At 75.4% G+C, this 25,005-nt stretch carries 28 protein-coding genes; 18 read left to right on the forward strand and 10 right to left on the reverse strand.

Translation table 11 applies throughout. From position 1 onward, the window contains the following. Nucleotides 1–242 precede the first annotated feature (242 nt). Nucleotides 243–878 carry a hypothetical protein gene (locus JOE63_RS06525; RefSeq protein WP_204540087.1) on the forward strand — a complete coding sequence of 212 codons (636 nt, stop codon included), beginning with the start codon at nucleotides 243–245 and terminating at the stop codon, nucleotides 876–878. A 9-nt stretch (nucleotides 879–887) separates the two neighbouring features. Here JOE63_RS06525 and JOE63_RS06530 read toward each other — a convergent pair whose 3' ends face one another. Next, nucleotides 888–2,195 carry an MFS transporter gene (locus tag JOE63_RS06530; RefSeq protein WP_204540089.1) on the reverse strand — a complete coding sequence of 436 codons (1,308 nt, stop codon included), beginning with the start codon at nucleotides 2,193–2,195 and terminating at the stop codon, nucleotides 888–890. A 76-nt stretch (nucleotides 2,196–2,271) separates the two neighbouring features. Between JOE63_RS06530 and JOE63_RS06535 the strand changes: the two genes are divergently transcribed. Further along, nucleotides 2,272–2,847, forward strand: coding sequence for an ArsR/SmtB family transcription factor (locus tag JOE63_RS06535; RefSeq protein WP_204540092.1), 576 nt, complete (start codon nucleotides 2,272–2,274; stop codon nucleotides 2,845–2,847). 26 nt (nucleotides 2,848–2,873) lie between these two features. Here the strand turns inward: JOE63_RS06535 and JOE63_RS06540 are convergent, their stop codons facing one another. Both JOE63_RS06540 and JOE63_RS06545 read right to left on the reverse strand, forming a co-directional pair. After that, the gene (locus tag JOE63_RS06540) at nucleotides 2,874–3,578 is read right to left on the reverse strand and encodes a potassium channel family protein (protein WP_087472801.1); all 705 of its coding nucleotides are present in this window, start codon (nucleotides 3,576–3,578) and stop codon (nucleotides 2,874–2,876) included. Nucleotides 3,579–3,741: 163 nt separating this feature from the next. Continuing rightward, on the reverse strand, nucleotides 3,742–5,118 hold the full coding sequence (locus tag JOE63_RS06545; protein WP_204540094.1) for a TrkH family potassium uptake protein: 1,377 nt from the start codon (nucleotides 5,116–5,118) through the stop codon (nucleotides 3,742–3,744). A gap of 166 nt (nucleotides 5,119–5,284) precedes the next feature. Here JOE63_RS06545 and JOE63_RS06550 point away from each other — a divergent pair, with 166 nt between their 5' ends. Both JOE63_RS06550 and JOE63_RS06555 read left to right on the forward strand, forming a co-directional pair. Then, nucleotides 5,285–6,526 (forward strand): acetoin utilization protein AcuC, encoded by a 1,242-nt coding sequence (locus JOE63_RS06550; protein ID WP_204540096.1) that lies wholly within the window; start codon nucleotides 5,285–5,287, stop codon nucleotides 6,524–6,526. A gap of 223 nt (nucleotides 6,527–6,749) precedes the next feature. Then, nucleotides 6,750–6,848, forward strand: coding sequence for a 30S ribosomal protein bS22 (locus tag JOE63_RS06555; protein WP_003792170.1), 99 nt, complete (start codon nucleotides 6,750–6,752; stop codon nucleotides 6,846–6,848). Nucleotides 6,849–7,036: 188 nt separating this feature from the next. Here JOE63_RS06555 and JOE63_RS06560 read toward each other — a convergent pair whose 3' ends face one another. Next, complete coding sequence (locus tag JOE63_RS06560) at nucleotides 7,037–7,918, reverse strand: HAD family hydrolase (RefSeq protein WP_087471231.1); 882 nt, start codon at nucleotides 7,916–7,918, stop codon at nucleotides 7,037–7,039. Nucleotides 7,919–7,978: 60 nt separating this feature from the next. Here JOE63_RS06560 and JOE63_RS06565 point away from each other — a divergent pair, with 60 nt between their 5' ends. Together JOE63_RS06565 and JOE63_RS06570 are read left to right on the forward strand one after the other, a co-directional pair. After that, nucleotides 7,979–8,272 carry a glutaredoxin family protein gene (locus JOE63_RS06565; protein WP_374058999.1) on the forward strand — a complete coding sequence of 98 codons (294 nt, stop codon included), beginning with the start codon at nucleotides 7,979–7,981 and terminating at the stop codon, nucleotides 8,270–8,272. A 58-nt stretch (nucleotides 8,273–8,330) separates the two neighbouring features. After that, a complete protein-coding gene (locus tag JOE63_RS06570; protein WP_204540098.1) occupies nucleotides 8,331–9,005 on the forward strand; it encodes a redox-sensing transcriptional repressor Rex in 675 nt (224 codons plus the stop codon). 95 nt (nucleotides 9,006–9,100) lie between these two features. On the opposite strand, the gene JOE63_RS06575 is transcribed toward JOE63_RS06570, so the two are convergent. Then, on the reverse strand, nucleotides 9,101–9,652 hold the full coding sequence (locus JOE63_RS06575; protein WP_087471233.1) for a YceI family protein: 552 nt from the start codon (nucleotides 9,650–9,652) through the stop codon (nucleotides 9,101–9,103). A 171-nt stretch (nucleotides 9,653–9,823) separates the two neighbouring features. Between JOE63_RS06575 and JOE63_RS06580 the strand changes: the two genes are divergently transcribed. The 6 genes from JOE63_RS06580 to ccsB all read left to right on the forward strand — a co-directional run bounded on the left by JOE63_RS06580 (nucleotide 9,824) and on the right by ccsB (nucleotide 15,651). Next, nucleotides 9,824–10,354, forward strand: coding sequence for a MarR family winged helix-turn-helix transcriptional regulator (locus JOE63_RS06580; protein ID WP_087471234.1), 531 nt, complete (start codon nucleotides 9,824–9,826; stop codon nucleotides 10,352–10,354). 70 nt (nucleotides 10,355–10,424) lie between these two features. After that, the gene (locus tag JOE63_RS06585) at nucleotides 10,425–11,096 is read left to right on the forward strand and encodes a histidine phosphatase family protein (protein ID WP_087471235.1); all 672 of its coding nucleotides are present in this window, start codon (nucleotides 10,425–10,427) and stop codon (nucleotides 11,094–11,096) included. Nucleotides 11,097–11,223: 127 nt separating this feature from the next. Further along, on the forward strand, nucleotides 11,224–11,856 hold the full coding sequence (locus JOE63_RS06590) for a TlpA family protein disulfide reductase (RefSeq protein ID WP_087471236.1): 633 nt from the start codon (nucleotides 11,224–11,226) through the stop codon (nucleotides 11,854–11,856). A 101-nt stretch (nucleotides 11,857–11,957) separates the two neighbouring features. Continuing rightward, nucleotides 11,958–12,713 carry a cytochrome c biogenesis CcdA family protein gene (locus tag JOE63_RS06595; protein ID WP_087472802.1) on the forward strand — a complete coding sequence of 252 codons (756 nt, stop codon included), beginning with the start codon at nucleotides 11,958–11,960 and terminating at the stop codon, nucleotides 12,711–12,713. A gap of 1 nt (nucleotide 12,714) precedes the next feature. Beyond that, a complete protein-coding gene (gene resB / locus JOE63_RS06600; RefSeq protein WP_087471237.1) occupies nucleotides 12,715–14,595 on the forward strand; it encodes a cytochrome c biogenesis protein ResB in 1,881 nt (626 codons plus the stop codon). 3 nt (nucleotides 14,596–14,598) lie between these two features. Next, on the forward strand, nucleotides 14,599–15,651 hold the full coding sequence (ccsB, locus tag JOE63_RS06605) for a c-type cytochrome biogenesis protein CcsB (protein ID WP_204540101.1): 1,053 nt from the start codon (nucleotides 14,599–14,601) through the stop codon (nucleotides 15,649–15,651). Nucleotides 15,652–15,762: 111 nt separating this feature from the next. Here the strand turns inward: ccsB and JOE63_RS06610 are convergent, their stop codons facing one another. Beyond that, nucleotides 15,763–16,233 carry a PLD nuclease N-terminal domain-containing protein gene (locus JOE63_RS06610; RefSeq protein ID WP_087471239.1) on the reverse strand — a complete coding sequence of 157 codons (471 nt, stop codon included), beginning with the start codon at nucleotides 16,231–16,233 and terminating at the stop codon, nucleotides 15,763–15,765. Nucleotides 16,234–16,264: 31 nt separating this feature from the next. Between JOE63_RS06610 and JOE63_RS06615 the strand changes: the two genes are divergently transcribed. Then, entirely contained in the window at nucleotides 16,265–16,603 is a 339-nt protein-coding gene (locus tag JOE63_RS06615) for a DUF4229 domain-containing protein (protein WP_087471240.1), read from the forward strand. Between the two features lie 36 nt (nucleotides 16,604–16,639). On the opposite strand, the gene JOE63_RS06620 is transcribed toward JOE63_RS06615, so the two are convergent. Together JOE63_RS06620 and JOE63_RS06625 are read right to left on the reverse strand one after the other, a co-directional pair. After that, nucleotides 16,640–17,509, reverse strand: coding sequence for a 1,4-dihydroxy-2-naphthoate polyprenyltransferase (locus JOE63_RS06620; protein WP_087471241.1), 870 nt, complete (start codon nucleotides 17,507–17,509; stop codon nucleotides 16,640–16,642). Nucleotides 17,510–17,560: 51 nt separating this feature from the next. Next, on the reverse strand, nucleotides 17,561–18,823 hold the full coding sequence (locus JOE63_RS06625) for an AMP-binding protein (RefSeq protein ID WP_204540103.1): 1,263 nt from the start codon (nucleotides 18,821–18,823) through the stop codon (nucleotides 17,561–17,563). 98 nt (nucleotides 18,824–18,921) lie between these two features. Here JOE63_RS06625 and JOE63_RS06630 point away from each other — a divergent pair, with 98 nt between their 5' ends. Continuing rightward, nucleotides 18,922–19,998, forward strand: coding sequence for a DUF3048 domain-containing protein (locus tag JOE63_RS06630; RefSeq protein WP_087471243.1), 1,077 nt, complete (start codon nucleotides 18,922–18,924; stop codon nucleotides 19,996–19,998). A gap of 139 nt (nucleotides 19,999–20,137) precedes the next feature. Continuing rightward, nucleotides 20,138–20,395, forward strand: a complete 258-nt coding sequence (locus JOE63_RS06635; RefSeq protein WP_204540108.1) for a hypothetical protein — start codon at nucleotides 20,138–20,140, stop codon at nucleotides 20,393–20,395. 8 nt (nucleotides 20,396–20,403) lie between these two features. On the opposite strand, the gene JOE63_RS06640 is transcribed toward JOE63_RS06635, so the two are convergent. Both JOE63_RS06640 and JOE63_RS06645 read right to left on the reverse strand, forming a co-directional pair. Continuing rightward, nucleotides 20,404–21,423 carry a 1,4-dihydroxy-2-naphthoyl-CoA synthase gene (locus JOE63_RS06640; RefSeq protein ID WP_204540111.1) on the reverse strand — a complete coding sequence of 340 codons (1,020 nt, stop codon included), beginning with the start codon at nucleotides 21,421–21,423 and terminating at the stop codon, nucleotides 20,404–20,406. A gap of 5 nt (nucleotides 21,424–21,428) precedes the next feature. Continuing rightward, entirely contained in the window at nucleotides 21,429–22,454 is a 1,026-nt protein-coding gene (locus JOE63_RS06645) for a DMT family transporter (RefSeq protein WP_204540112.1), read from the reverse strand. Between the two features lie 67 nt (nucleotides 22,455–22,521). On the opposite strand from JOE63_RS06645, the gene pdxR reads away from it, so the two are divergent. From pdxR to JOE63_RS06660, 3 genes are all read left to right on the forward strand, one after another. Continuing rightward, nucleotides 22,522–24,000 (forward strand): MocR-like pyridoxine biosynthesis transcription factor PdxR, encoded by a 1,479-nt coding sequence (pdxR, locus tag JOE63_RS06650; RefSeq protein ID WP_204540113.1) that lies wholly within the window; start codon nucleotides 22,522–22,524, stop codon nucleotides 23,998–24,000. A gap of 64 nt (nucleotides 24,001–24,064) precedes the next feature. Continuing rightward, nucleotides 24,065–24,388, forward strand: coding sequence for a DMT family transporter (locus JOE63_RS06655; protein ID WP_087471249.1), 324 nt, complete (start codon nucleotides 24,065–24,067; stop codon nucleotides 24,386–24,388). Nucleotides 24,389–24,393: 5 nt separating this feature from the next. Then, complete coding sequence (locus JOE63_RS06660; RefSeq protein ID WP_204540114.1) at nucleotides 24,394–24,999, forward strand: TetR/AcrR family transcriptional regulator; 606 nt, start codon at nucleotides 24,394–24,396, stop codon at nucleotides 24,997–24,999. Nucleotides 25,000–25,005 lie beyond the last annotated feature (6 nt).

Below are 25,005 nucleotides of genomic sequence, written 5' to 3' on the forward strand. Positions count from 1 at the left end.
ACCCCCGGGCGGTGTGCCGGCACCGTCCGGGTCCGGCTCGGCCCCCGTCGCTCCTCGGAGCGGCGGGGGCCGAGCTTCGTGCTGCCGGAGGGGGCGAGACGACGACGGCCGGGTGAACAACCTGGACGGATGTTCAGTTCGAGCGTCCAAGATGGCAAGATGATCGCGGCTGGACGATCGTCCAGCCGGGTTCGGGGGGACCCAGCAGCGCCCACCCCGGGCCGGACGAAGAGGTTCATCGCGTGACGACCACCCGCAGGCTGCTCGCCGCCCTCGTGATCGCCGGCTCCCTCGTCGTCCCCGCCGGCGCCGCCTCGGCCACCGCGCTGACGGCCGCCGTCCCCGACCCGGCCGAGGGCGTGCGCGTGAGCGTCGAGATCAGCGAGCGGGAGGTGCCCGCAGGTCCACGCGTCGTCGTCGTGGGCGACGGCCCGTTCGTCGTCGGCGGCGAGCTCGTGGTCCGCGGGACCGGCCTCGCGCCGCACACCACGTACGAGGTCTGGCTCGAGAGCGAGCCCGTGCTGCTCGGCACGGTCACGACCGACGCCGACGGCGCGTTCGAGCTCGTGACGACGATCCCCGTCGGGACGGCCCCGGGCGAGCACCACATCCGCCTCGTCGCCCCGGGCGAGGGCGCCGACGTGCTGTCCGAGCCGTTCGTCGTCCTCGCCGCACCGGGCGAGCCGCACGAGCCCGGCGGCACGCCGTCCGTCGGCACCGGCGGCACGACCGGCGGCGGGACGTCGGCCTCCCCGCGCCCCGGGGGCCTCGCCACGACCGGCACGGGGCTCGTCGGGGTCGCCGTGCTCGCCGGGCTGGCCGTCGCGGCCGGCGCCGTGCTGCGCCGTCGGGCGCACAAGGACCAGCCCGCCGCCTAGTCGGCGGCCCTACTCCTCGGTGACCGCGTCCGCCGCAGGCTCGCTCTCCTGGAGCGCGTCGCGCTCGTCGGCGGCGCGCTCCGCGGCGTCCATCGCGCGGTCGTCGACGACGAGCATGCCCAGCAGCGTCGCCGCCGACACGGCCGCCATGACGACGAACACGCTCCGCAGCCCGAAGAGCTCGCCGAGCAGGCCGCCGACCGCCGCGCCGAGCGGCATCGTCCCCCACGCGACGAGCCGGTAGCAGGAGTTGAGGCGACCGAGCAGCGCGTCGGGCGTGATCCGCTGCCGGAGCGAGACGGTGACGACGTTCCACACCGCGATCCCCGCCCCGCCCACGGCGTAGACGGCACCGATGACCCACGGGTCCGTCGTCACCGCGGGGACGCCCACCAGCGCGACCGTGCTGAGCACGGTCAGCGCCAGCGAGCGCGCCCGGCCGACGAGCGCGACCACGCGCTCCGCGACGAAGGACCCGGCGAACGCGCCGACGGCGGTCGTCGTGAGCAGGACGCCGTACGCGGGCTCGGACAGCCCGAGGGGCGAGTCGGGGCCGACGGCGTAGAGCACGAAGATCGCGAATGCGGCGTTGCTCGCGAAGTTGATGCCACCGACCATCAGGGCGAGCGTGCGCAGGATCCGGTCGTGCCACAGGAAGCGCAGGCCCTCGGCGATGTCGGCCCGCAGCGTCGTGCGGGCCGTGCGCTCGGGGCGGTACGCCCCGGGCAGCCCGACGAGCAGCCCGACGGCGAGCGCCCACAGCGCGCCCGGGAGGCCGAACGCCACCGCCGCCCCTGCAGCGACGAGCAGCCCGCCGAGCGGCGGGCCGACGAACTGGTTCGCGGTGAGCTCCGCCGCGTAGAGGCGTCCGTTCGCCCGGGGGAGCGCGGTGCGCGGAACGACCTGCGGCAGGATCGACTGCGCGGCGGTGTCGTAGAGCGTCTCCGTGACGCCCACGCCGAACGCCACGACGTAGAGCACGGCGATGCTCCCGGCGTCGGGCACGAGCGCGACGGCGGCGAGCGCGACCACGAGCAGCGCGCGCGCCACGTTGGCGCCGATCATCGCGTGACGCCGGTCGAGCCGGTCGGCGAGCGCGCCGGCGGGCAGCGCGAAGAGGAGCCAGGGCAGGGTGAGGGCGAACGTCAGCCCGGCGACGAGCGCGGGGGAGTCGGTGTAGCGGACCGCGACGAGCGGCAGCGCGACCTTGAGCACGCCGTCGGCGAGGTTGGAGACCGTCGACGCGGTCCAGAGGCGCCGGAACGGCCCGCCCAGGGGCGTGCCGACCGTCCGTCGTCGGCGGGGTGCGAGGGCCATGGCGCCAGCATGGCACAGTGATCGAGAAATCCCAATCGATCGGTGGATCTCGATCGATCGACGTACGATGGGTGCCATGAGCGCCGAGCCCACGCCGCAGGAGCCAGCAGCGACCGCGGGTGCGACGCCGCCCGCCGTGCCCGGACGGCGTCCGCCCACGGCGCTCGAGGCGAAGGCCCTCGCCCACCCCCTGCGCCAGCGCATCGTCCGGCAGTGCGGCACGCGCGAGATGACCAACAAGGAGCTCGCCGACCACCTCGGCGTCGCCCCCGGCACGGCCCTCCACCACGTCCGGCTCCTGGTCCGCGCCGGACTCCTCGAGCCCGCCGACGTCCGCACCGGCGCCGGGGGAGCGCTCGAACGCCCCTACCGCGCGACCGGCGCGACCTGGTGGCTCGACGACCCCCTGCGCGGCACGGCGCCCGACGTCCGGTTCGGACCCTTCGCCGCCGCGCTCGACGACGCCCTCGCCGCCGGCCCCGACGCGGTCTCGACGGCCGCGACCTTCGGCCTCCACCTCTCCGACGACGACGTCGCCGAGCTCGACCGGCGCATCCTCGCCGTCCTCGACGAGTACGTCGCGACCGACGAACAGCGCCTCGACCGCCCCCTCCACCGCGGGCTGTTCCTCCTGCACCGCCCGCCGTCCTGAACCGTCCTGAGCGTCCGGTCGGCCCGTCAGGGGCGGGCGGCGAAGCGCTCCAGGAGGTCGGCGTGGCCGGAGACGATGAGGAGGTCGTTGGCGCTGATGCGGGTCTCGGGGGTCGCGTAGAGGAAGTCCTCGCCGGGGGACTTCACGCCGATGACGGTGACGCCGTAGCGCTCGCGGACCTTGGACTGCGTGAGCGTGAAGCCCTGGACCTCCTTGGGCGGGCGCATCTTGACGATCGTGAACCCGTCCTCGACCTCGATGTAGTCGAGCAGCTTGCCGGAGACCAGGTGCGCGACGCGGGAGCCGGCGTCGGCCTCGGGGAACACGACGTGGTGCGCGCCGATGCGCTGGAGGATGCGCCCGTGCTCGGCGGAGATCGCCTTGGCCCAGATCTGGGGCGTGCCCATGTCGACGAGGTTCCCCGTGATGAGCACGCTCGCCTCGAGCGACGTGCCCACGCCGACGACCGCGACGGGGAAGTCGCGCGCCCCGAGCTGCTCGAGCGCGACGGGGTTGGACGCGTCGGCCTCGACGAGGGGGAGCTGACCGCTCCACTGGGCGACGAGCTCGGGGTCGCGCTCGACGGCGAGCACGTCCTGGCCGAGGCGGTCGAGCGTGGCCGCGATGGCCGTCCCGAAGCGCCCGAGACCGATGACGAGCACGCCGGCGTCCTTGCGGGGCGCCTTCGCCTCGTCGCGGCGGGACCGCTCGGCGCGTCCGCGCTCGACGATGCGCCGCGCGACGGGGTCTGCCGTCAGGGCGTCCCTCCCGGTCACCGGCGCGGGGCGCGGGTCGGCGCCGCGGGAGAAGGGGTCGGTCACGGTGGGGCCTCTCGTGTGGTCGGGGAGGGTCGGTGGCGGTGCCCGACGGCGTCCGGCGCGGCGGGCGGGCCGCTCACCCGATGATGGGGCGCTCCTCGGGGTAGCGCACGATGCGGCGACGGTCGCGCAGCGCGAGCGCCGCGGCGAACGTCATGGTCCCGGTGCGCCCGACGAACATGAGCAGGACGAGCACGTACTTGCCAATGTCGGGCAGGTCGGGCGTGATCCCGGTGCTGAGACCGACGGTCGCGAACGCGGAGATCGTCTCGAACAGGATGACGTCGAGCGACTCGCCGGTGATCTCGAGGAGCAGCAGGCTGGACAGCAGGACCGCCGTCGCGCCGACGAACGAGACGGCGACGGCGAGCCGGAGGGTGTCGCGGGGGATCCGCCGCCCGAACGCCTCCATGTCCCGGTCGCCGCGCGCCTCGGAGACGATCGCGATGACCATGACGGCGAGGGTCGTGACCTTGATGCCGCCGGCGGTGGACGCCGAGCCGCCACCGACGAACATGAGCGCGTCGGTGATGAGCCAGCTCGCCTCGTGCATCTGCCCGGTGTCCACGGTCGAGAACCCCGCGGACCGCGGCATGACGCCCGCGAACAGCGACGCGAGGAGCTTCTCGCCGAGCGACAGGGGGCCGAGCGTCCCGTCGTTCGTCCACTCGAACGCCGCGAAGAGGATCGTGGCGACGACGACGAGGATCGCGCTCGTCGTGAGCGTGAGCTTGGTGTGCAGGCTCCACTTCGACACGCGCTTGCGGTTGCGCATGACGTTGAGGATCACGGGGAAGCCGAGGGAGCCGATGAACACGCCCAGGATGATCGGCAGGCACAGCATCCAGTCGCCGACGTACGGCATGAGGCCCTGCTCGGTCGGGATGAACCCGGCGTTGTTGAAGGCGGAGATGCCGTAGAAGATGCCGTGCCACGCCGCCTCCCCGAACGTCTCCTCGAGGACGATGAAGCGGGGCAGCAGGAGCAGCGCGATGAGGAGCTCGAGCGACGTCGAGGTGATGATGACGACCCGCACGAGCGACCCGACCTCGCCGAGCCGCGTCGTCTTGGTCTCGGACGCCGTGAGGAGCTTCTGCGTGAGGCCGATGCGCCGCGACACCGCCATGCCGAGGATCGACGCGAGCGTCATGACGCCGAGGCCGCCGATCTTGATGCCGAGCAGGATGACGACCTGCCCGTACGTCGACCAGTACGTGCCGGTCGGGACCACGACGAGGCCCGTGACGCACACCGCCGACGTCGCGGTGAACAGCGCGTCGACGAAGGGCGCCGCCCGTCCGCTCACCGTCGCCCAGGGCGCCATGAGGAGAGCGGTGAAGACGGCGATGACGGCGGCGAAGACCGTGACGGCGAGGCGTGCGGGCGACTGCCGGGCGAGGCGGTCGACGATCTCCCGCCCCTTGAACAGGCGCCCGGTCATGCTCGTCGGCATGGAGCCTCCCTCACCACTCGCGTCACTCTGCCACGGGCCCGGTGCCCCGTCATGTCGCCGCTCCGGCGCCGGGACATCATGCCGCTTCCGGGGCGCGCGTGCCGCACCGAGGTCCGGCGACCGGTCCGTCGGGGCCGGTGCGCGCCGTCGGGCGTTACCGTGAGCCATGCCCACGACCGACCCCACGTCGTCGCCCGCCCCCGTCGGTGCGGGTGCCGCGGCGCCCGGATCCTGCGTCGTGTGGAGCCCCGAGCTCCTCGGGTACGACTTCGGCCCCGGGCACCCCATGTCCCCGGCCCGGCTCGACCTGACGATGGGGCTGGTGCGCGCGCTCGGCCTGCTCGACGGCGACGGTGCGCCCCGAGGTGCGCCTCGCGTCGTCCGGCCGGAGCCGGCGAGCGACGACGTCCTGGGCCTCGTGCACGAGGCGGCGTACGTCGCGGCCGTGCGGGCCGCGTCCGAGCACGGCACGCCCGACCCGCGCCGAGGGCTCGGCACCGAGGACGACCCGGTCTTCCCCGGCATGCACGAGGCCGCCGCCCGGATCGTCGCGGGCTCCTACGAGGCGGCGGGGGAGATCGCCGCGGGGCGCGTCGGGCACGCGGTGAACGTCGCGGGGGGCATGCACCACGCGAAGGCGGGCGCGGCGTCGGGCTTCTGCGTCTACAACGACGCGGCCGTCGCGATCCGCCGCCTCCTGGACGACGGCGTCGCGCGCGTCGCGTACGTCGACCTCGACGCCCACCACGGCGACGGCGTGGAGGAGGCGTTCTGGGACGACCCGCGCGTCCTCACCGTGTCCGTCCACCAGAGCGGGACGACGCTCTTCCCCGGCACGGGGCACCCGACCGACGTCGGGGGCGCGGGCGCCGAGGGCACCGCGGTCAACGTCGGGCTCCCGCGCCGCACGGACGGCGCGCGCTGGCTGCGCGCGGTCGACGCCGTCGTGCCGCCGGTGCTGCGCGCGTTCCGGCCCGAGGTCCTGGTCACGCAGCACGGGTGCGACGCGCACGGCGAGGACCCGCTCTCCGACCTCGACGTGTCCGTCGACGCGCAGCGCACCGCCCTGGCCTGGGTGCACGACCTCGCGCACGAGCTCACCGACGGACGCTGGCTCGCGCTCGGCGGCGGCGGGTACGCGATCGCGCGCGTCGTGCCGCTCGTGTGGACGGCGGTCGTGGGGGAGGTCGTCCATCGGCCCGTGACGGCGGGCGAGCCGCTCCCCGACGAGTGGCGCGCCCGCGTCGCCGAGGTCGCCGGGTTCGACGCCCCGCTCGCGTTCGGCCCGCCCGTCGACGTGCGGCGTTGGAGCAGCGGCTACGACCCCGACGACGACGTCGACCGGGCCGTCGCGGCCACGCGCCGCGCCGTCTTCCCGCTGCTCGGCCTCGACCCGCACTTCGACTGACGCGGTCGCCCCGCCCCGGTGGCCGTGGCGTCGTGCGAGCCCGCGCGGCGGGCGGCGTACCGGGGCACGAGCGCGAGCGGGTAGTCTAGGGGGCGGATTTCTCTCGTGTTGGTCGGCTCGCGGCGCCCTCGTGGTCGCCGGGGCGCCCCGATCAACCGTGGACCACACGCGGCCGGTCGACCGGTCGCCGACCGACACGCCGCTCGAGCATTGCGAGGACCGTATGGGCTCCGTCATCAAGAAGCGCCGCAAGCGCATGGCCAAGAAGAAGCACCGCAAGCTGCTTCGCAAGACGCGTCACCAGCGTCGCAACAAGAAGTGACGTCGCGCGCGTCCTGACGCGCCGACCCGTCGTCGAGCCCGGCCCCTCCCGAGGGACCGGGCTCGACGCGTCTCCCGACGGTCGCCGAGGGAGAGCCCTGGTAGGCGGAGGTCGAGGCCAGGCCCCTCCCTCGGCAGGCTAGGTTTCTCGCGTGCGGGGACGAGGGTGCTGGCTCGGGGGAGAGGCCTTCAGAGGCGGGTGATGCGGCGGTCGACGGCGCGGCGGACCGACCGCAGGACGAGCGCGGCCGCCCACGCGGCTCCGGCCCAGCTCGCGGTGCGGACGCTGCTGCGGGCGACGCGGCGGCGTCGGCCCCGGAACTCGCGGATGGGCCAGCCGACGTCCTGCGCGTGCCGGCGCAGGCGCGCGTCGGGGTTGATGGGGCACGGGTGGCCGACCGTCTCCATCATGGTGACGTCGTTGAGCGAGTCGCCGTAGGCGTAGGACGCCGCGAGGTCGATGTCCTCGCGCTCGGCGAGCGCGCGCACCCCGGCGGCCTTGGCGCGGCCGTGCATCATGTCGCCCACGAGGCGGCCGGTGTAGAAGCCGTCCTCGTGCTCCGCGACGGTGCCGAGGGCACCGGTCGTGCCGAGACGGCGGGCGATGAGCTCGCCGATCTCGACGGGGGTCGCGGAGACGAGCCACACCTGGTGGCCGGCGGCGAGGTGCTCGTCGAGCAGGCGGCGCGTGCCAGGGTAGATGCGCAGCGAGAGGACGGTGTCGTAGACCTCCTCGCCGATCGCGGTGACCTCGGCGACGGAACGCCCCGCGATGAGGGCGAGCGCGCGCGACCGGATGCGGTCGATCTGCTGCTTGTTCTCGCCGAACAGGAGGTAGCGCGCCTGGTGCACGGCGAAGCGCGCGATGTCGAGCGTCGAGAAGAACTGCCGCTGGTACAGGGCGCGGGCGAGGTGGAACGACGACGCGCCGCGGATGATGGTGTTGTCGACGTCGAAGAAGGCGGCCGTGCGGTGCGCGGGAGCGGGCGGCGTGCGCCCGGCGGTGGGTGCGTCCTCGGGGTCCGTCGACCCGGGGGTCGGGACGGGGCCCGGACCGGAAGACGTCGCCATGACCCCACTCTAGGCGGTCGCCGGACCGTCCCGGGGGCGGTCCCTCGTACCCTGGGAGTCGTGACCACCTCTGACGCCCCCGCACCTCCCGTCGTCCTCTACGGCCGCGCGGGGTGCCACCTGTGCGACGACGCGCGGGCCGTCGTCGAGGCGGTGTGCGCCGAGGCGGGGGTCGCGTGGGCGGAGGTGGACGTGGACGCGCCGGGCGCGGACCCGGCGCTGCGCGAGCAGTACGGCGAGTACGTCCCGGTCGTCACGGTGGGGGGTGTCCGGCAGGGGTTCTGGCGGGTGGACGCGCGCCGGCTCGCTCGTGCGGTGGGTCGGATTTCGACGGCGCGCGCGGACCTGGGATGATTCGTCGCGGTGGAGCGCGACCGTCGACGAGGACGGTCCCAGGACGACGGGGTGACGGGTGGCTGAGCAGGTAGTCGGTGAGGTGACGGCGCCGGGGATCCCGAGCGCGACGGTGGCGCGGCTGCCCTCCTACCTCCGCGCGCTGCGGGACCTCGTGGCCCGGGGTGTCGCGACGACGTCGTCGGTCGAGCTCGCGGAGCTCTCCGGCGTCGGTCCGGCGCAGCTCCGCAAGGACCTGTCCTTCCTGGGCTCCTTCGGCACGCGCGGCGTCGGCTACGACGTGGACTCGCTCGCGCAGTACATCACCGAGGCGCTGGGGCTCGTGGACGAGCACCGGATCGCGATCGTCGGGATCGGCAACCTGGGGCACGCGCTCGCGAACTACTCGGGGTACGAGCAGCGCGGCTTCCACGTCGCGGCACTGCTCGACGCGTCGCCGGAGGTCGTCGGCACGCGGGCCGCGGGTCTTGTCGTCGAGCACGTCGACGCGCTGGAGGAGGTCGTGGCGCGCGAGGAGGTGTCGATCGTGGTCCTCGCGACGCCGGCGGCGCACGCGCAGTCCGTCGCGGACCGGGTCGTCGCGGCGGGCGTGCGGGAGATCCTCAACTTCGCGCCGCGCGCGCTGCAGGTGCCCGCGGACGTCGACGTGCGCGGCGTGGACGTCGGCAGCGAGCTGCAGATCCTCGCGTTCCACTCCCAGGCCCGCGCGCTCGCGGAGGCCCAGGACCGCTGACGACGAGGGGCCGCGTGCTCGCGCACGCGGCCCCTCGGGGCGGCACCCCTGCCGGGGGTGCCGGTCGTCCCGGGAAGGGTCCCGGGGGACGGTCGTCAGGCCTGCTTGATGGCCGAGACGTCGAGGGCGATCTTGATCTTGTCGCCCACGAGCACGCCGCCGGTCTCGAGCGCGGCGTTCCAGGTGAGGCCGAACTCCTTGCGGGAGATCTCGGTCTTCGCCTCGAACCCGGCGCGCGGGTTGCCGAACGGGTCGGTCGCGGTGCCCGCGAACTCGGTCTCGAGCTCCACCGGCTTGGTCACGCCGTTGATGGTCAGGTCGCCCGCCACGACGAAGTCGTCGCCGTCGCCCGAGATGCTGGTCGACGTGAAGCTCCACGTCGGCTTGTTCTCGGCGTCCCAGAAGTCCGCGCTGCGCAGGTGGTTGTCGCGGTTCGCGTCGCCCGTGCTCACGGACGCCGCGTCGAGCTCGGCGGTCACGGAGGTCGACTCGAGGTCGTCGCCCACGGTGATGGTGCCGGCCGTGATGGCGAGCGTGCCGCGCACCTTGGAGATGCCGGCGTGGCGGACCGTGAAGGCCGCCTGCGAGTGGGACGAGTCGAGGGCGTAGGTACCGGCGTTGAGCCCGGCGGGCAGCGGCGTGGCCATGGGTGCTCCTGAAGGGGTCGAGGTCCCGGAGGACCGAACATGGTTGAAGGTTCAACTTCGTACGAGCGTATCAACAGCAGGGGGTGATCCGTCTATTCCCGGTGGGATGGAACAATGTTCGGCGAGGTTCCACCCCTGAACCCGCCCCCGTCCGCCAGCGCCCGAGGACCTATGACCAGCAACGACGTCGACGCCCAGCCGACGACGACCGCCCGCAGCACCGCCGCGACCGCGAGCGAGGAGCCCCGCTGGCTCGATCCCGAGCAGCAGCGGTTGTGGCGCGCCTACCTCGACGGGACCGTGCGCTTCATCGAGTCGCTGGGGCGCGACCACGAGGAGCGGTCGGACGTGTCGCTCAACGAGTACGAGCTGCTCGTCCGGCTCTCGGAGAGCCCGGACCACACGCTGCGCATGTCCGCGCTCGCGGACGGGCTGGCCCGGTCCCGGAGCCGCGTCACCCACACCGTGGCGCGCATGGAGGCGCGCGGCCTGGTCCGGCGCTCGGCGAGCACGGGCGACCGCCGCGGGGTCAACTGCGAGATGACGGCCGAGGGCTACCGCGTGCTCGTGGCGTCCGCGCCGGCGCACGTGGCCGCCGTGCGCCGGTTCATGGTCGACGTGCTCACGCCGGAGCAGTTCCGCGCGCTCGGCGAGGCGATGGCGGCCGTCGCCGAGGCGTGCAAGGCCGACCGCGACACCTGACCCGGGTCGCTCCGGGAGCCGCTGCCCCGCAGGTGCCGGTCAGGGCCGGGAGTGCGGGACACTGGTGCGCATGGTCTCCACCATCGTCCACCTCCTGCGCCACGGCGAGGTCCACAACCCCGACGGCGTCCTCTACGGCCGCATCCCCGGCTACCACCTCTCCGAGCGGGGCCACGAGATGGCCCGCCGCGTTGCCGCGCACCTCGCGGGCGAGCCCGGGCCCGACGGCGCGTCGCGCCCGCGCGCGGACCTCACCGTCGTCGTCGCGTCGCCGCTCCAGCGCGCCCAGGAGACGGCCACGCCCGCCGCCGAGGCGTTCGGGCTCGAGCTCGGCACCGACGACCGGCTCATCGAGGCCGCGAACCACTTCGAGGGCATGACCTTCGGCGTCGGGGACGGGTCGCTGCGCCACCCGCAGCACTGGCGCTTCCTGTGGAACCCGTTCCGTCCGTCGTGGGGCGAGCCGTACACCGAGCAGGTCGCGCGCATGCGCGCCGCGGTCGCCGACGCCCGGGACAAGGCCGCGGGCCACGAGGCTCTCCTCGTGAGCCACCAGCTCCCCGTGTGGCTCACGCGCCTGAGCTTCGAGAACCGCCGCCTGTGGCACGACCCGCGCAAGCGGCAGTGCTCGCTCGCGTCGCTCACGTCGCTGCACTTCGAGGACGACCGCCTCGTCGGCCTGCACTACTCCGAGCCGGTCGCCGACCTCCTCCCGGGCGCCGCGACCGTCGCGGGGGCGTGACGTCGGTCATGTCTCGCCCCGTCGGCGCCGTCCGGACGCCCGAACCGTCCCGTTCGGGAGTGGCGGAGGTCACGTCTCCCAGGTGGCGTCCAGGATCCCCGGGCAGGGTGCCTCCCGTGATGCCGCTGTGACCGCCAGCTCGCGCGCGCGTGACGCGCGCGCCCTCCCGCCCCTCCGTCGCGCGCTCACGGCGGGCGTCGTGCTCGCCGCGACGCTCGGCCTCGCGGCCTGCGCCCAGGACTCCGGGGCGACGACCGACGTCGTCGGGCAGGGCTACGTCTCCGGCGACGGTTCGGTCCGCACCTGGGACGCGGGCGAGCGGGGGGACGTCGTCGCGCTCACCGGCACCGACTACGAGGGCGAGGCGGTCGACACGAGCGCCTGGCTGGGCGACGTCGTCGTGCTCAACACCTGGTACGCCGCCTGCGCGCCGTGCCGGGCGGAGGCGCCCGACCTCGTGGCCCTCGCGAACGACCGCGCCGACGACGGCGTGCAGGTGCTCGGTATCAACACGACCGACGAGGCAGGCGCCGCGCAGGCGTTCCAGCGCCGGTTCGAGGTGCCGTACCCGTCGATCGACGACCGCAGCGGTGAGGTCGTCGCGGCGCTCTCCGGCACCGTGCCGCTCCAGGCCGTCCCGTCGACCGTCGTGCTCGACCGCGAGGGCCGCGTCGCGGCGCGCGTCATCGGGCTCGCCGAGGGCTCGACCCTGAGCGCGCTCGTCGACGACGTGCTCGCCGAGGACGAGGCGGCCGGCTGACCGTGGTCACCCTCGTGTCCCTCGCCGGCTCCCTCGCCGCCACGGCCCCCGCCGCGACCGGCGTCGGCGACACGTTCGCCACGACGGTCTGGAGCGGGTCGATGCTGCTGGCGGTCCCCGTGGCGGTCCTCGCCGGGCTCGTCTCCTTCGCGTCGCCGTGCGTGCTGCCGCTCGTGCCCGGCTACGTGGGCTACGTCTCCGGCATGGCCGCGGCGAACGCCGGGAACGCTCGCGGCGCGTCCGGGGGCACGACGACGGCCACCCGGGTCGCGGCGCCGAGCCGCGGCCGGGTCCTCGCGGGGGTCGGGCTCTTCGTCGCCGGGTTCACGCTCGTGTTCGTCGCGCTCATGTTCGCGGCCGGGGCGATCGGCGTGCACCTGGTCCGCTGGGAGGACGTCATCACGCGCGTGCTCGGCGTGGTCGTGATCCTCATGGGCCTCGCATTCATGGGAGCGGTCCCGTTCCTGCAGCGCGAGCGGCGCCTGCACCTCAGCCCGCAGGCCGGGCTCTGGGGCGCCCCGCTGCTCGGCGTCGTGTTCGGGCTCGGCTGGACGCCGTGCCTCGGCCCGACCCTCGTCGCGGTGCAGGCGCTCTCGCTGAGCGAGGCGTCGGCGGGGCGGGGAGCGGTCCTCGGGGTCGCCTACTGCCTCGGGCTGGGCGTGCCGTTCCTGCTCATCGCGCTCGGGCTGCAGAGCTCGCAGCGCATGCTCGGCTTCCTGCGTCGGCACCGCCTCGCGATCATGCGGATCGGCGGCGGCCTGCTGGTGCTCATCGGCCTCGCGCTGGTCACGGGCCTGTGGACGACGTGGACGACGTCGCTGCAGGGCTGGATCGGCGGATACGTGACGGTGGTGTGAGATGACCGAGCGGACCGGCAAGGCCGAGAAGACGGGGAACCAGGCCGGCGGGCCGGTGGGCTACCACCCCGAGGGCATCGACGACGCGTTCTCCACGGGCGGCGACGACGGCGGTCGTCGGAACCCGGGTGACGGGGCACCCGGTGCGGCCCCGGCGCTCCCGAGGCTCGGGTGGCGCGGCACGCTGCGCTGGACCTGGCGCCAGCTCACGAGCATGCGCGTCGCGCTCATGCTCCTCATGCTGCTCGCGGTCGCGGCGGTGCCCGGCTCCGTCCTGCCCCAGCGTCCGCAGGACCCGGCGGCCGTGCTGCGCTACCTGCAGGAGAACCCCACGACGGGGGAGTGGCTCGACCGGCTCGGGTTCTTCGACGTCTACGCGTCGGTGTGGTTCTCCGCGATCTACATCCTGCTGTTCGTCTCGCTCGTCGGGTGCATCCTGCCGCGCACGAAGGCGCACTGGCAGGCCCTGCGCACGCGCCCCCCGCGCACGCCGCGGCGCTTCGACCGCTTCCCCGCGCAGGCGCGCGCCGTCACCGACGCGTCCCCGGACGAGGTCGTCGCGGCGGCGAGCACCCACCTGCGCGGCCGCCTGCGCCGGCTGCCGACGTTCCGCGTCGACACGGGCACCGAGGAGGCGGCCCCGGCACGGGGTCGCGCCGCCGCGCGTCCCGCGGCACGCACGGTGTCCGCCGAGCGGGGCTACGTGCGCGAGACGGGGAACCTGCTGTTCCACCTGTCGCTCGTCGGCCTCCTGGTCGCCGTCGCGACCGGTCAGCTTCTCCACTACCGCGGCCAGGCGATCGTCACCGAGGGGCGTGGGTTCGCGAACGCGGTCGTCGACTACGACACGTTCGAGAACGGCGCCTGGTTCCGGCCGTCGTCCCTCGTCCCGTTCTCGATGACGCTCGACGCGTTCGAGTCGGAGTTCGCCCAGGACTCCGTCGCGTTCGCGCAGTCGCGCGACTTCACCGCGACGGTCACCGTGCGCGACCCCGACGGCGAGTCCCACGAGGAGACCATCAAGGTCAACCACCCGCTCACCGCGGGCGGCGCCAAGATCTACCTCCAGGGCAACGGGTTCGCGCCCGAGGTCACGGTGCACGACGCCGACGGCGAGGTCGCGTTCTCCGGCCGCGTGCCGTTCCTGCCCGAGGACACGATGTACACCTCGCGCGGCGTCATCAAGGTGCCCGACGTGTCCTCCGGCCTGGACCAGATCGGCCTCGTCGGGTACTTCCTGCCGACGGCCCAGCTCAGCGAGGACGGCGAGACCGCGGCGTCGGTGTACCCGCAGCCGATCAACCCCCTGCTCGTGCTCGAGGTCTACCGGGGCGACCTGGGCCTCGACGAGGGCCTGCCCCAGAACGTCTACCGCCTCGACACCGACGACCTCACGCCGTCGGTCGACGAGGACGGCGACCGCGTGAAGCTGCTCGTCGCCCCGGGCGAGACGGTCGACCTGCCCGACGGCCTCGGCACGATCACGTTCGACTCGCTGCCGCGCTACGTCGCGCTCGACCTGCGCCACGACCCGTCGCTCACGTGGGTGCTCGTGTTCGCGCTCGGCGCGCTCACCGGCCTCGCCGTCTCGCTGTTCACCCCGCGCCGCCGCGTGTGGGTGCGCGCGTGGCGCGAGGAGGTGCCCGGGACGGGCGAGGACGCCCCGCGCGAGCGCACCGTCGTCGCCGTCGCGGGCCTCGCCCGCGGGGACGACGCCGGGCTCCAGGGCGAGGTGGACTCGCTTCTCGCCGCGCTCCCGGGCGTGGCACCATCGGGTGAGGGTGACCTCACCTCGTCGCCGGGACGCGCACCGGCCGACCGCACCCGTCCCACCGCGCGTCCCGCACAGGACCCGACCGCGCGACCGCGCACGAAAGGCTGACCGATGACCGTAGCCGAGCTGAGCCAGGACCTCGTCTGGGCCGCGGCGACCGCGCTGACCGTGGCGCTGGTGGCGTTCGCGATCGACCTCGCGCGCCTCGCCGGACGCGTGGACGCCGAGCCGACGACCGTGCGCGCCGGCGAGCGGGCCGACGCCCGGGTGCAGGACGCCGACCGCGCCGAGGTGCTCGCGGGCGCCGGCGCGTCGTCCGCCTCGCCGTACGGCCCGGACGCGTCCGGCACCGCCGACGACGCGACGGCCGACGCGGTCGCGGCGCCCGAGCCGTCGCGCAAGGCGGCGAACATCGGGATCTCGCTGACGTGGCTCGGGACGGCGCTGCTGCTCGTCGCGATCGTCACGCGAGGGATCGCCGCCGGCCGCACGCCGTGGGCCAACATGTACGAGTTCACGCTCGTGGGTGCGTTCGTCGCGCTCGCGGTGTTCCTGGCCGTGTCGCTCAAGCGGGACGTGCGCTTCCTCGGGTCGTTCGTCACCGGCCTCGCCGTGCTCTTCCTCGTGCTCGCGCAGAACGCGTTCTTCGTCGCCGCGACCGGCGTGCAGCCCGCGCTCCAGTCCTACTGGCTCGTCATCCACGTCGGGGTCGCGATCATCGCGACGGGCATCTTCACCGTCGCGTTCGTCACGTCGGTGCTCCAGCTCCTGCGCGACTCGCGCGACTCCGGGAACGCGTTCCTCGGCACCCGCGGCTGGCGGTGGCTCGACTCGACGCCCGGACCGCTGCAGCTCGAGGCGCTGAGCTTCCGCCTCAACGCGGTCGCGTTCGTGCTGTGGACGTTCACCATCATCGGCGGCGCGATCTGGGCCGAGCACGCCTGGGGCCGCTACTGGGGCTGGGACCCCAAGGAGGTCTGGAGCTTCGTCGTCTGGATCGTGTACGCGGCGTACCTGCACGCGCGCACGACCCGCGGCTGGTCCGGGCGCCGGGCGGCGTACTTCGTGATCGTCGGCTACGCGTGCGTGCTCTTCAACTTCACGGGCGTGAACCTGCTCTTCAACGGCAAGCACTCGTACTCGGGCCTCAACCCGGGCGACTGACCCGGTCCGGCACCGAGCCTCATCGAGCGCTGCGTCCCCGCGCGAGCGCTGCGTCCAGACACGCAGCGCTCGACCGCGGAGGCAGCGCTCGACCTGTGCGCGGTGGGTCGGTCAGCGAGCGGTGTCGTCGCCGTCGTCGGAGCCGTTGCTCGCTCCGGGACGGTGTGCGTCGCCGTCGTCCTCGGTCCGGCCGTCCTCCGTCGTGTCCCCGGCCGCCGGGGGAGCGTCGTCCGTGGCGGGCGACGGTGCGTCGTCGCGCGCCTGGCGGCGCTGCTGCTGCTCGAGCCGCCAGAGGAACTCGGGGTCGTCGTCGGGCGCGACCGGGGCGTTGCGGCGCCGGCGCGTGCCGCCGTTCGACGAGCCGCCCGACGGGCGGCCGGCCGCGTACCGCGAGCCCGAGCGCCCCGCGGAGCGCTTGACGAGGATCCAGGCGATCGGACCGAGGAACGGCAGCAGGATGATGAGGACGATCCACAGCCCCTTGGGGATGCCGCCGCGCTCCTCCTCGTCGCTCGAGGCGAGGTCGACGAGCGCGTAGACCGCGAGGCCGACGGCGATGAGGGGGAGCAGCACGCGAAGCATGGCTCCAGCCTACGGGCCGTACCCTGGACTCGTGCCTGTCGTGATCTACTCCGTCCTGCGTCTGCTGCTCTTCGCCGCCGCGCTGGGGGTGCTCTGGTTCGCCGGCCTCCGGGGCTGGCTGCTCGTCCTCGTCGCCGCGGTCGTCGCGCTCATGCTGTCGTACCTGACCCTGCGCGGGCCCCGTGAGGCGGCGTCGCGCTACCTCGCCGAGCGGGCCGAGCACCGCGCCCGGACGGGCGAGCGGTTCTCGCGCGAGATCGAGGACGACGCCGCGGCCGAGGACGCGGCCCTCGACGCGCAGGAGGACGCGGCCTCGTCCGGCGCGGACGCGACGCCGACCGAGCAGCCCGGGGCGTCGTCGGCCCGCTGAGCCCTCCGGCGCCGTCCGGCGCAGGTCGGGACGCGCTCAGAGCGCGAGCCCGACCCCCAGGAGCACGCCGTACGCGAGCTCGAACAGCCCGGTCCCGGCGAGCACCGGCACGAGGAGCGGCCCGCGCGCGCCCGCGATCACCGGGACCGTGAGCAGCACCGCGGGCAGCAGGAGCAGCAGGACGGCGAGCGACCAGGGCGCCGCGAACGCGCACACGACCGCCAGCAGCAGCGGGACCCAGATCATCGCGACGTAGGCCCGGCGGGCGCGGAAGTCGCCGAGCCGGACCGCGAGGGTCCGCTTGCCCGCGACGACGTCGGTCGGGATGTCGCGGATGTTGTTGACCATGAGGATCGCGCACGCGAGCAGGCCCACCGCGACCGCGCCGACGGCCGACGGCCACGTGACCACGCCCGCCTGGGTGTAGGTGGTGCCGAGCGTGGCCACGAGACCGAAGAACAGGAACACCCCGACCTCGCCGAGGCCCCGATAGCCGTAGGGGTTGCGGCCGCCCGTGTAGTACCAGCCCGCGAGGATCGCGAGCGCGCCCACGGCGATCAGCCACCAGTGGCCGGTCACCGCGCAGAGCACGAGCCCGAGCACGGCGGCGACGCCGAACGCGCCGAACGCCGCGGCGCGCACCTGGCCCGGCCGTGCCGCGCCGGTCGCCGTGAGGCGCATCGGGCCGACGCGGTCGAGGTCGGTGCCCCGCACGCCGTCGGAGTAGTCGTTGGCGTAGTTCACGCCCACCTGGAGCGCGAGCGCGACGCCGAGGGCGAGCAGCGCGGGCCAGAAGGCGAAGCCGTCCACCTGGGCCGCGGCGCCGGACCCGACGATGACGGGCGTGGCGGCGGCGGGGAGGGTGCGCGGGCGCGCGCCTGCGACCCACTCGGTGGTGCTGGCCATGGTGCTCCGTCTCGGTCGTGCGGGTCGTGCAGGGGGGTGGGACCGTGCGGCTCAACCAGGGGAGACCTGGAGGTGCCCGACGGCGAGCTGCGCCACCGCGGCGCGGTCCACCTTGCCGGGCCCGCGGCGCGGGAGCTCCGCGACGACGAGCACGCGACGCGGTGCGGCCGCGCGCTCCAGCCTATCCGCGACGCGGTCCCGGACGGCGGCGACGAGCGCGGCCGGGGCGTCCGCGACCGCGTCCCCGGCGACGTGCCCGGGGCCGAGGGGCGTCGTCCCGGTGGTCGTGACGACCGCGACGACCTCCTGCCCCCACTCCGGGTGCGGCACGCCGACGACGCACGCCTCGCCCACGCCGTCCACCTCGCCGACGAGGGCCTCGACCGCCGCCGGCGCGACGTTGACGCCGCCCGAGACGACGACGTCGTCCGCCCGGCCGAGCACGGTGAGCGTCGGCCGGTCCGGCGGCTCGTCGAGCCGGCCGAGGTCGCTGGTGCGGAACCAGCGCGTGCCGTCGTCGTCGGTGCGGAACGCGTGCCCGGTCGCGTCGGGGTCACCGAGGTAGCCGTCCGCGAGGACGGGCCCGGCGAGCTCGACGACGCCCGCGGTCCCTCCCGGGGCGTCCGTCCCCTCCTGCGGCGCGCCGAGCCGCACGTGCACCCCCGCGAGCGGGACGCCGTCGTACACGCACCCGCCGCTCGTCTCCGTCATGCCGTACGTGGTCACGACGCGCGCGCCCGCCGCCCGCGCGCGGCGCAGCAGGGCCGGAGGCGTGGCGGCCCCGCCCAGCAGGACCGCGTCGAGGCCGCAGAGCGCGTCGAGGCCCGCCGTGCCGCCGTCGGAGCCCGCGTCCGCCGCGGCGAGGAGGCGGTGGAGCTGCGTGGGGACGAGCGAGACGTACCGCCGCTCGGCGGGCGGGGTGCGGCCGACGAGCGCCGCGAATCCGGCGGGGGTGAAGGGCTCGTCCGGCGGCGCGACCGTGAGGCCCCGCCCGGCCGCGTGCGCACGGGCGACGACCTGCACGCCCGCCACGTGCGTCGGGGGGAGCGCGAGGAGCCAGTGTCCCGGGCCGCCGAGTCGCTCGTGCGTCGCGGCGCCCGAGGCCCGCAGCGCGGCCGCGGACAGCACGACCTCGCGCGGCTCGCCCGTCGAGCCCGACGTGCGCAGGACGAGCGCGGTGCCCGGGGCGACGTCGGGGCGCCCGGGCCGGGGGAGCAGCGCGACGGGCGCCACCGGGGGCCCCGCGCCGTCGAGCGCGGCGCCGACGGCCGAGACCAGGGCGTCGAGATCGGCGGGGACGACGGCGCGGTTCACCGGATCAGCGTAGGCCGGGCCGTAGGGTGGCCGGGAAACGCACGTCCGTCGCAGGGGCTGCCCCAGGACCGGGTCCTGGGCCGACGGGAAGGTCGAGGATGACGAGGACGGGACGAGGGTCCGGCGCGCTCCGGGCGGGGCTGGTCGCCACGCTCGCCGCGGCGACGGTCCTGCTCGCGGGGTGCTCCGGCGAACCGGCAGCACCCACCACGGAGACGGTCGACGCGGACGTGTCCGCGGACAAGGGGGCGCCGCCGACTCCGGAGGTGCCGCTCGTCTGGCCGCTCACCGGGGTCGCGGCCGAGGAGGTCGCCGACCGGCCGGCGCTCGCGGTGAAGATCGAGAACGCGCCCCAGGCGCGCCCGCAGACCGGCCTGGAGCAGGCCGACGTCGTGTGGGAGGAGGTCGTCGAGGGCGGCATCACGCGCTTCGTCGCCGTCTACCACTCGCAGGTCCCCGAGAGCGTGGGACCCGTCCGGTCGGTGCGACCCATGGACCCCGCGATCGTCGGGCCGCTGCACGGGATCCTCGCGTACACCGGCGGCCAGGAGCCCTTCGTCGACGCCGTCGGCGCGGCGGGCATCCAGTCGGTCGTCATGGACCACGGCGACGACGGGTTCACCACGACCCGCGCGCGCCGGGCGCCGCACAACGTGTACGGCAGCCCGGAGGAGTTCTGGGCCCAGGCCGACGGCGACCGCACCTCGCCCCCGCCCGCCCAGCTCGTCTTCGCCCGGGAGCCGGGGACCGCGACGGCCACCGTGGCGGGCGCGCCCGCGACGCGACTCGACGTCCGGCTCACGCACGCGAGCCGCGCCGTGTGGGAGTGGAACGCCGACGAGGGGCGCTACGTGCGCAGCGAGGGCGACACCCCGGCCGTGTCGTCGGACGAGGTGCGGCTCGCGGCGACGAACGTCGTGCTGCTCGCCGCGACGATGGAGAACACCCCGTTCAAGGACCCCGCCGGCGTGCCCGTCCCGGAGACGAAGCTCGTCGGGACCGGCGAGGGCGTCGTCGCGAGCGGCGGCAAGCAGGTGGCGGTGTCGTGGTCCAAGGAGGCGGTCGACGCCCCGCTCGTGCTCACAGGGGCGGACGGCGCGCCGGTCGAGCTCGAGCCCGGTGCCTCGTGGATCGAGCTCGTGCCGATCGGGTCGGGGAGCTGGGAGATCTCCTGAGGGCCGTTCTCGTCCGGCGGCGGCCTCCCGGGTCCTCCCCACGGCGTACGACCGCTCCGCCCCGAGGGGGACCGGCGGGCACGCAGGTCGAGCCGCGGGGCCGACGCGGCGAGGGGCTCCCGGGCGGCACCGTGGAGTCATGGCAACCTTCGTCCCGCACCCCGTCCACCCGTCCCACCCCGGCTCCTCCGGCGAGGGAGCCCCGCAGCGCTCGACCGAGGGTCAGCTCCCGCCGTCCTACGCGCCGCGCACGCCGCGCGACGACGAGCCCGGCGTCGCCCGCTCGGCCGCGCCCGTCGCGATCTCGGTCGGGCTCCTGTTCGGCCTCGCCGTCGCCGCGGCATTCGTCGGCCGCGGCCTCATCGAGATGCTGACGAGCCTCGTCGGCGGCTCCTGACCCGCAGGTCAGAACGCGTAGCCGAACCGGCCCCAGTCCGGGTCGCGCCGCTCGAGGAACGCGTCGCGCCCCTCCACGGCCTCGTCCGTGAGGTACGCCAGCCGCGTCGCCTCGCCCGCGAAGACCTGCTGGCCCATGAGCCCGTCGTCCGCGAGGTTGAACGCGAACTTGAGCATCCGGATCGCCTGCGGCGACTTCGTCGCGATCACCCGCGCGTACTCGATCGCGAGCGCCTCGAGGTCCGCGTGGTCCGCGACCTCGTTCACCGCCCCCCACTCGTACGCGTCCTGCGCCGAGTACTCCCGCGCGAGGAAGAAGATCTCCCGCGCTCGCTTCTGCCCCACCTGCCGCGCCAGGTACGCCGAGCCGTAGCCCCCGTCGAACGAGCCGACGTTCGCGTCGGTCTGCTTGAACCGCGCGTGCTCACGGCTCGCGATCGACAGGTCCGCGACGACGTGCAGCGAGTGCCCGCCGCCAGCCGCCCACCCGTTGACGACCGCGACCACGACCTTGGGCATCGTCCGGATCAGCCGCTGCACCTCGAGGATGTGCAGGCGCCCCGCACGTCCCGGGTCGACGGCGTCGCGCGTGTGCACCTCGCCGCCGCCGTCGGGCGCGGTCGTGTACTGGTAGCCGGAGCGCCCGCGGATCCGCTGGTCGCCGCCCGAGCAGAACGCCCACCCGCCGTCCTTGGGCGAGGGCCCGTTGCCGGTGAGGAGCACCGTCCCGACGTCGGACGTCATGCGCGCGTGGTCGAGCACGCGGTGCAGCTCGTCCACGGTGTGGGGGCGGAACGCGTTGCGCACCTCGGGCCGGTCGAACGCGACGCGCACCACGGGCAGGTCGCGCACGACGGCCCCGGCCGCGTCGCGCTCCACTCCCCGGTGGTACGTGACGTCGGTCAGCTCCTCGAACCCGGCGACGTCGCGCCACGCGCGCGGGTCGAACGTCTCGGACACCTGGCGGGGGAGCGCGTGGGCGCGCGGGTCGTCGGCGGGGACGGCGGGGGTGGGTTCGGTGCTGCTCACGATCGTCACGGTAGCCGCTGCGGGGCGAGGCCCGCGCCCTGCGCGGGCGCCCGCTGCTCGGCGCGGGGCGAGGGCGCCGGGGCGTCGGCTCCCCGCGGCGGTGCCGCGAGGCCGAGGACGAGGCCGGCCCCGACGACGAGCGTCCCGACCAGGGAGCGGGCGTCGAGCGCCTCGAACCCGAGGGCGACCGACGTCGCGAGCGCCGCGACGGGCAGGAGCCCCGCGAACAGCCCGGCCCGCGCCGGTCCGATCGTGGCGAGCCCGGAGTACCAGAGCAGGAACGCCACGGCCGTGACGACGACGGCGAGGTACGCGAGCGCGGCGAGCTCGGCGGCGTCGGGCGCGACGAGGAACGGCTGCCCCGAGACCTGCTGCCGGACGAGGCCGAGCAGGGCGAGCTGCGGGACGGCCAGGACGCACGCGTAGGCGGAGACGCGCAGCGCGCCGAGCGTCGGCAGGAGCGGCACGGCGAGCAGCGAGAAGCACACCTCGCACGCGAGCGCCCCGAGCGCGAGCGCGACGCCGACCGGGTCACCGGCGCCGCCGCCCTCGACGACCACGACGCCGACGGTCACCACGACGGCCGCCGCGAGGGTCCGGACCGCGACCCGACGCGCGCGGAGCGCGGCCGCCGCCGCGAGCACGACCGGCGAGGCGCCGACGACCGCCCCGACGAGGGACGGGTCCGCGCGGCCCGCGCTCTCGACGACGAGGACGCTGAAGCCCACGAGCCCGGTCGCGGCGAGCGCGAGGAGGCGCAGCAGCGCGCGCGGCGACGGCAGGAGCCATGGCGTGCGGCGCGCGGCGAGGACGGCGAGCAGGACGAGCGCCGCGACGGCGTAGCGCGCGGCCTGCCCGCCGAGCACCGGGAAGTCGGCGAGGGCGGCGGACGCGACGAACGACGAGCCGACGACCACCATGCCGACGGCGCACCGGAGGTCCCCGGACCGCGTCGCGGCGGGGCGGTCGGGCGCACGGTCGCCGCCGTCGGACGGGACGCCGTGGGGAGAGCGAGGGGCGGGGAGGGTCATGCGTCGACCGTAGAGACGTCCCTGGTCCAGGGTGCAGGTCCAGATCGCGCCTGGTTCACTGGGCCAGATGACGACCCGGACCGAGCCCGACGCGCTGCTGCTCGCCCTCGGCCCGCGTCCGGGGCGTGACGTCGGCCGCTGGCTGCAGGCCGGCCTGCGCGCGGCCGTGGTGGAGGGGCGCCTCGAGGCGGGCGTCGTGCTCCCCTCGAGTCGCGACGCGGCGGCGGCGCTCGGCGTCTCGCGCGGCACCGTGACGACCGCCGTCGACGTGCTCGTCGGCGAGGGGCTGCTCGTGTCCCGGCCCCGCTCGGGGGTGGTCGTCGCGGCGCTGCCCGCGCCGCCGTCGGGCCGTGCGGGGACGGCCGCGGCGGGCCCGACCGGTGCGGCACCCGGCGTCGAGCCCGACACGGGGCCCCGCCCGGTGCCGGGGGCGCGGCCGGTGAGCGTCGGCACGCCCGACCCCGCGCTCTTCCCCCGTGCCGCGTGGGCGCGCGCCGTGCGCGACGGGGTGCGAGGGCTGGCCGACGCCGACCTGGGCTACCCGGATCCCCAGGGGCTGCCGGCCCTGCGCGAGGCGCTCGCGGTCCACCTGCGCCGCGCGCGGGGGGCCCACGTCGCGGCGGAGGACGTGGTCGTGGTGAGCGGGGTCGCGCAGGCGCTCTCCCTCCTCGCCCGGCTGCTCGCCGCGGGCCGGGTCGCGGGCGCGCGACCCGCGGAGCCCGTGCGCGTCGCGGTCGAGGACCCGTCGTCGCGCGGGGCGCTCGAGCTGCTGCGCGACGCGGGCTTGCGCACGGTCGGCGTGCCCGTGGACGCCGACGGTCTGCGCGCGGACCTGCTGCCCGACGACGCGCGCGCCGTCCTCGTGACGCCGGCTCACCAGTTCCCGCTCGGGGTCGTGCTCGCCCCGGCGCGACGGCGTGCCCTGCTCGCCTGGGCCGCGGCGGGCGAGCGCCTCGTCCTCGAGGACGACTACGACGCCGAGCTGCGGTACGACCGGCAGCCGGTCGCCTCGGTGCAGGCCCTGGACCCGGAGCGCGTGGTGCTGCTCGGCTCGGTGTCGAAGCTGCTCTCGCCCGCGCTGCGGCTCGGCTGGGTCGTGGCGCCGCCGCGCGTCGTCGGGCCGCTGGTGGAGGCGAAGCGGCACGCGGACCTCGGGACGTCGGTGCCCGAGCAGGCGGCGCTCGCGGCGCTGCTCGGGTCGGGCGCCTACCAGCGCCACCTGCGCCGGGCCCGGCTCGTGTACCAGCGGCGTCGTCGTGCGCTGCTCGACGCGCTCGGCGACGCCCTGCCGGGCGTCGAGGTCGGGGGAGTGGCCGCGGGCCTGCACCTCGTCGTCCCGCTGCCCGGCCCCGCCGCCGAGCGTGCCGCGCTCGACGGGCTGCACGCGGCGGGGGTGCCGGCCGAGCCGTTGAGCGGGACGGGGGTGGACCGCACGGAACCGGGGGTCGTCGTCGGGACGGCGCGCGTCCGCGAGGCCGAGGTCGCGCGGGTCGTGGAGGTCCTCCGGGCCGCCGTCTTGACGAGCGACCACAAACTGGTACGTTAGTACCAGTTCTGCGCACGACGGCGGGCCCTGCCACCCGGTGCGTCGACCCCGAGGGAGTCTCCCCATGGCATGGATCGTCCTCATCGTGTCCGGCATGCTCGAGGCCGGCTGGGCCCTGAGCCTCAAGGCGTCGCACGGCTTCACCAAGCTCTGGCCGAGCGTCGCGTTCGTCGTCATGCTCGTCCTGAGCATGGTCGGCCTCAGCATCGCGCTGAAGTCGCTGCCCGTCGGCGTGGCCTACGGTGTCTGGGTGGGGATCGGTGCCTCGTTGACCGCTGTCCTCGCCGTCGTCCTGTTCGACGAGCCCGTCACGATCCTCAAGGTGGTCTCCCTCGTGCTGATCGTCGCGGGGGTCGTCGGGCTCAACCTCTCCGGGGGAGGGCACTGACACCGATGCCGACCGAGACCGTCGACCCGCGGCCCGCGCCGCGTCGCCAGGCGCGCGGCGTGGCGCGCCGTGACGCGATCGTCCGCGCCGCCGCGGACCTCATCCTCCAGGAGGGGCCCGCCGCGGTGACCCACCGGGCCGTCGCGTCCCGGGCCGACGTCCCGCTCGCCGCCACGACGTACTACTTCACCGGCCTCGACGACCTCATCGGCGCGGCCGGCGAGGTCGTCGTCGCCGGGTGGGCCGCCCACGCGCGCGGCGCGGCCGAACGGGCCGCGCGCGGCGGGGACCGCGCGCGCCAGGACGCGCACGTGCTCGTCGACGCCGTCCTGCCGCCCGGGGGCGAGAGCGAGCTGCGCGGCTTCTACGAGCACCTCGTCGGCGCGGGCCGCTACCCGGCGCTCGCCCGCGCCTACGGCGAGGGCAGGCAGGGGCTCGACGACGCCGTCGGTCAGCTGCTCGCGGTGCGTGGTCTCGCGAGCGTGCCGCCCGGGCTGCTCATCGCCGTGGTGGACGGCGCCGCGGTGAGCGCGCTGAGCGAGGGCCACGACGTGCGCGCGCTCGCCGTGCAGCTCGTCGGCGAGCTCGTGGGCCGCCCTCGCGCGAGCTGACGGCCC

It is taken from the genome of Cellulosimicrobium cellulans, from assembly GCF_016907755.1.
GTDB classification, from domain to species: Bacteria; Actinomycetota; Actinomycetes; order Actinomycetales; family Cellulomonadaceae; genus Cellulosimicrobium; species Cellulosimicrobium cellulans_D.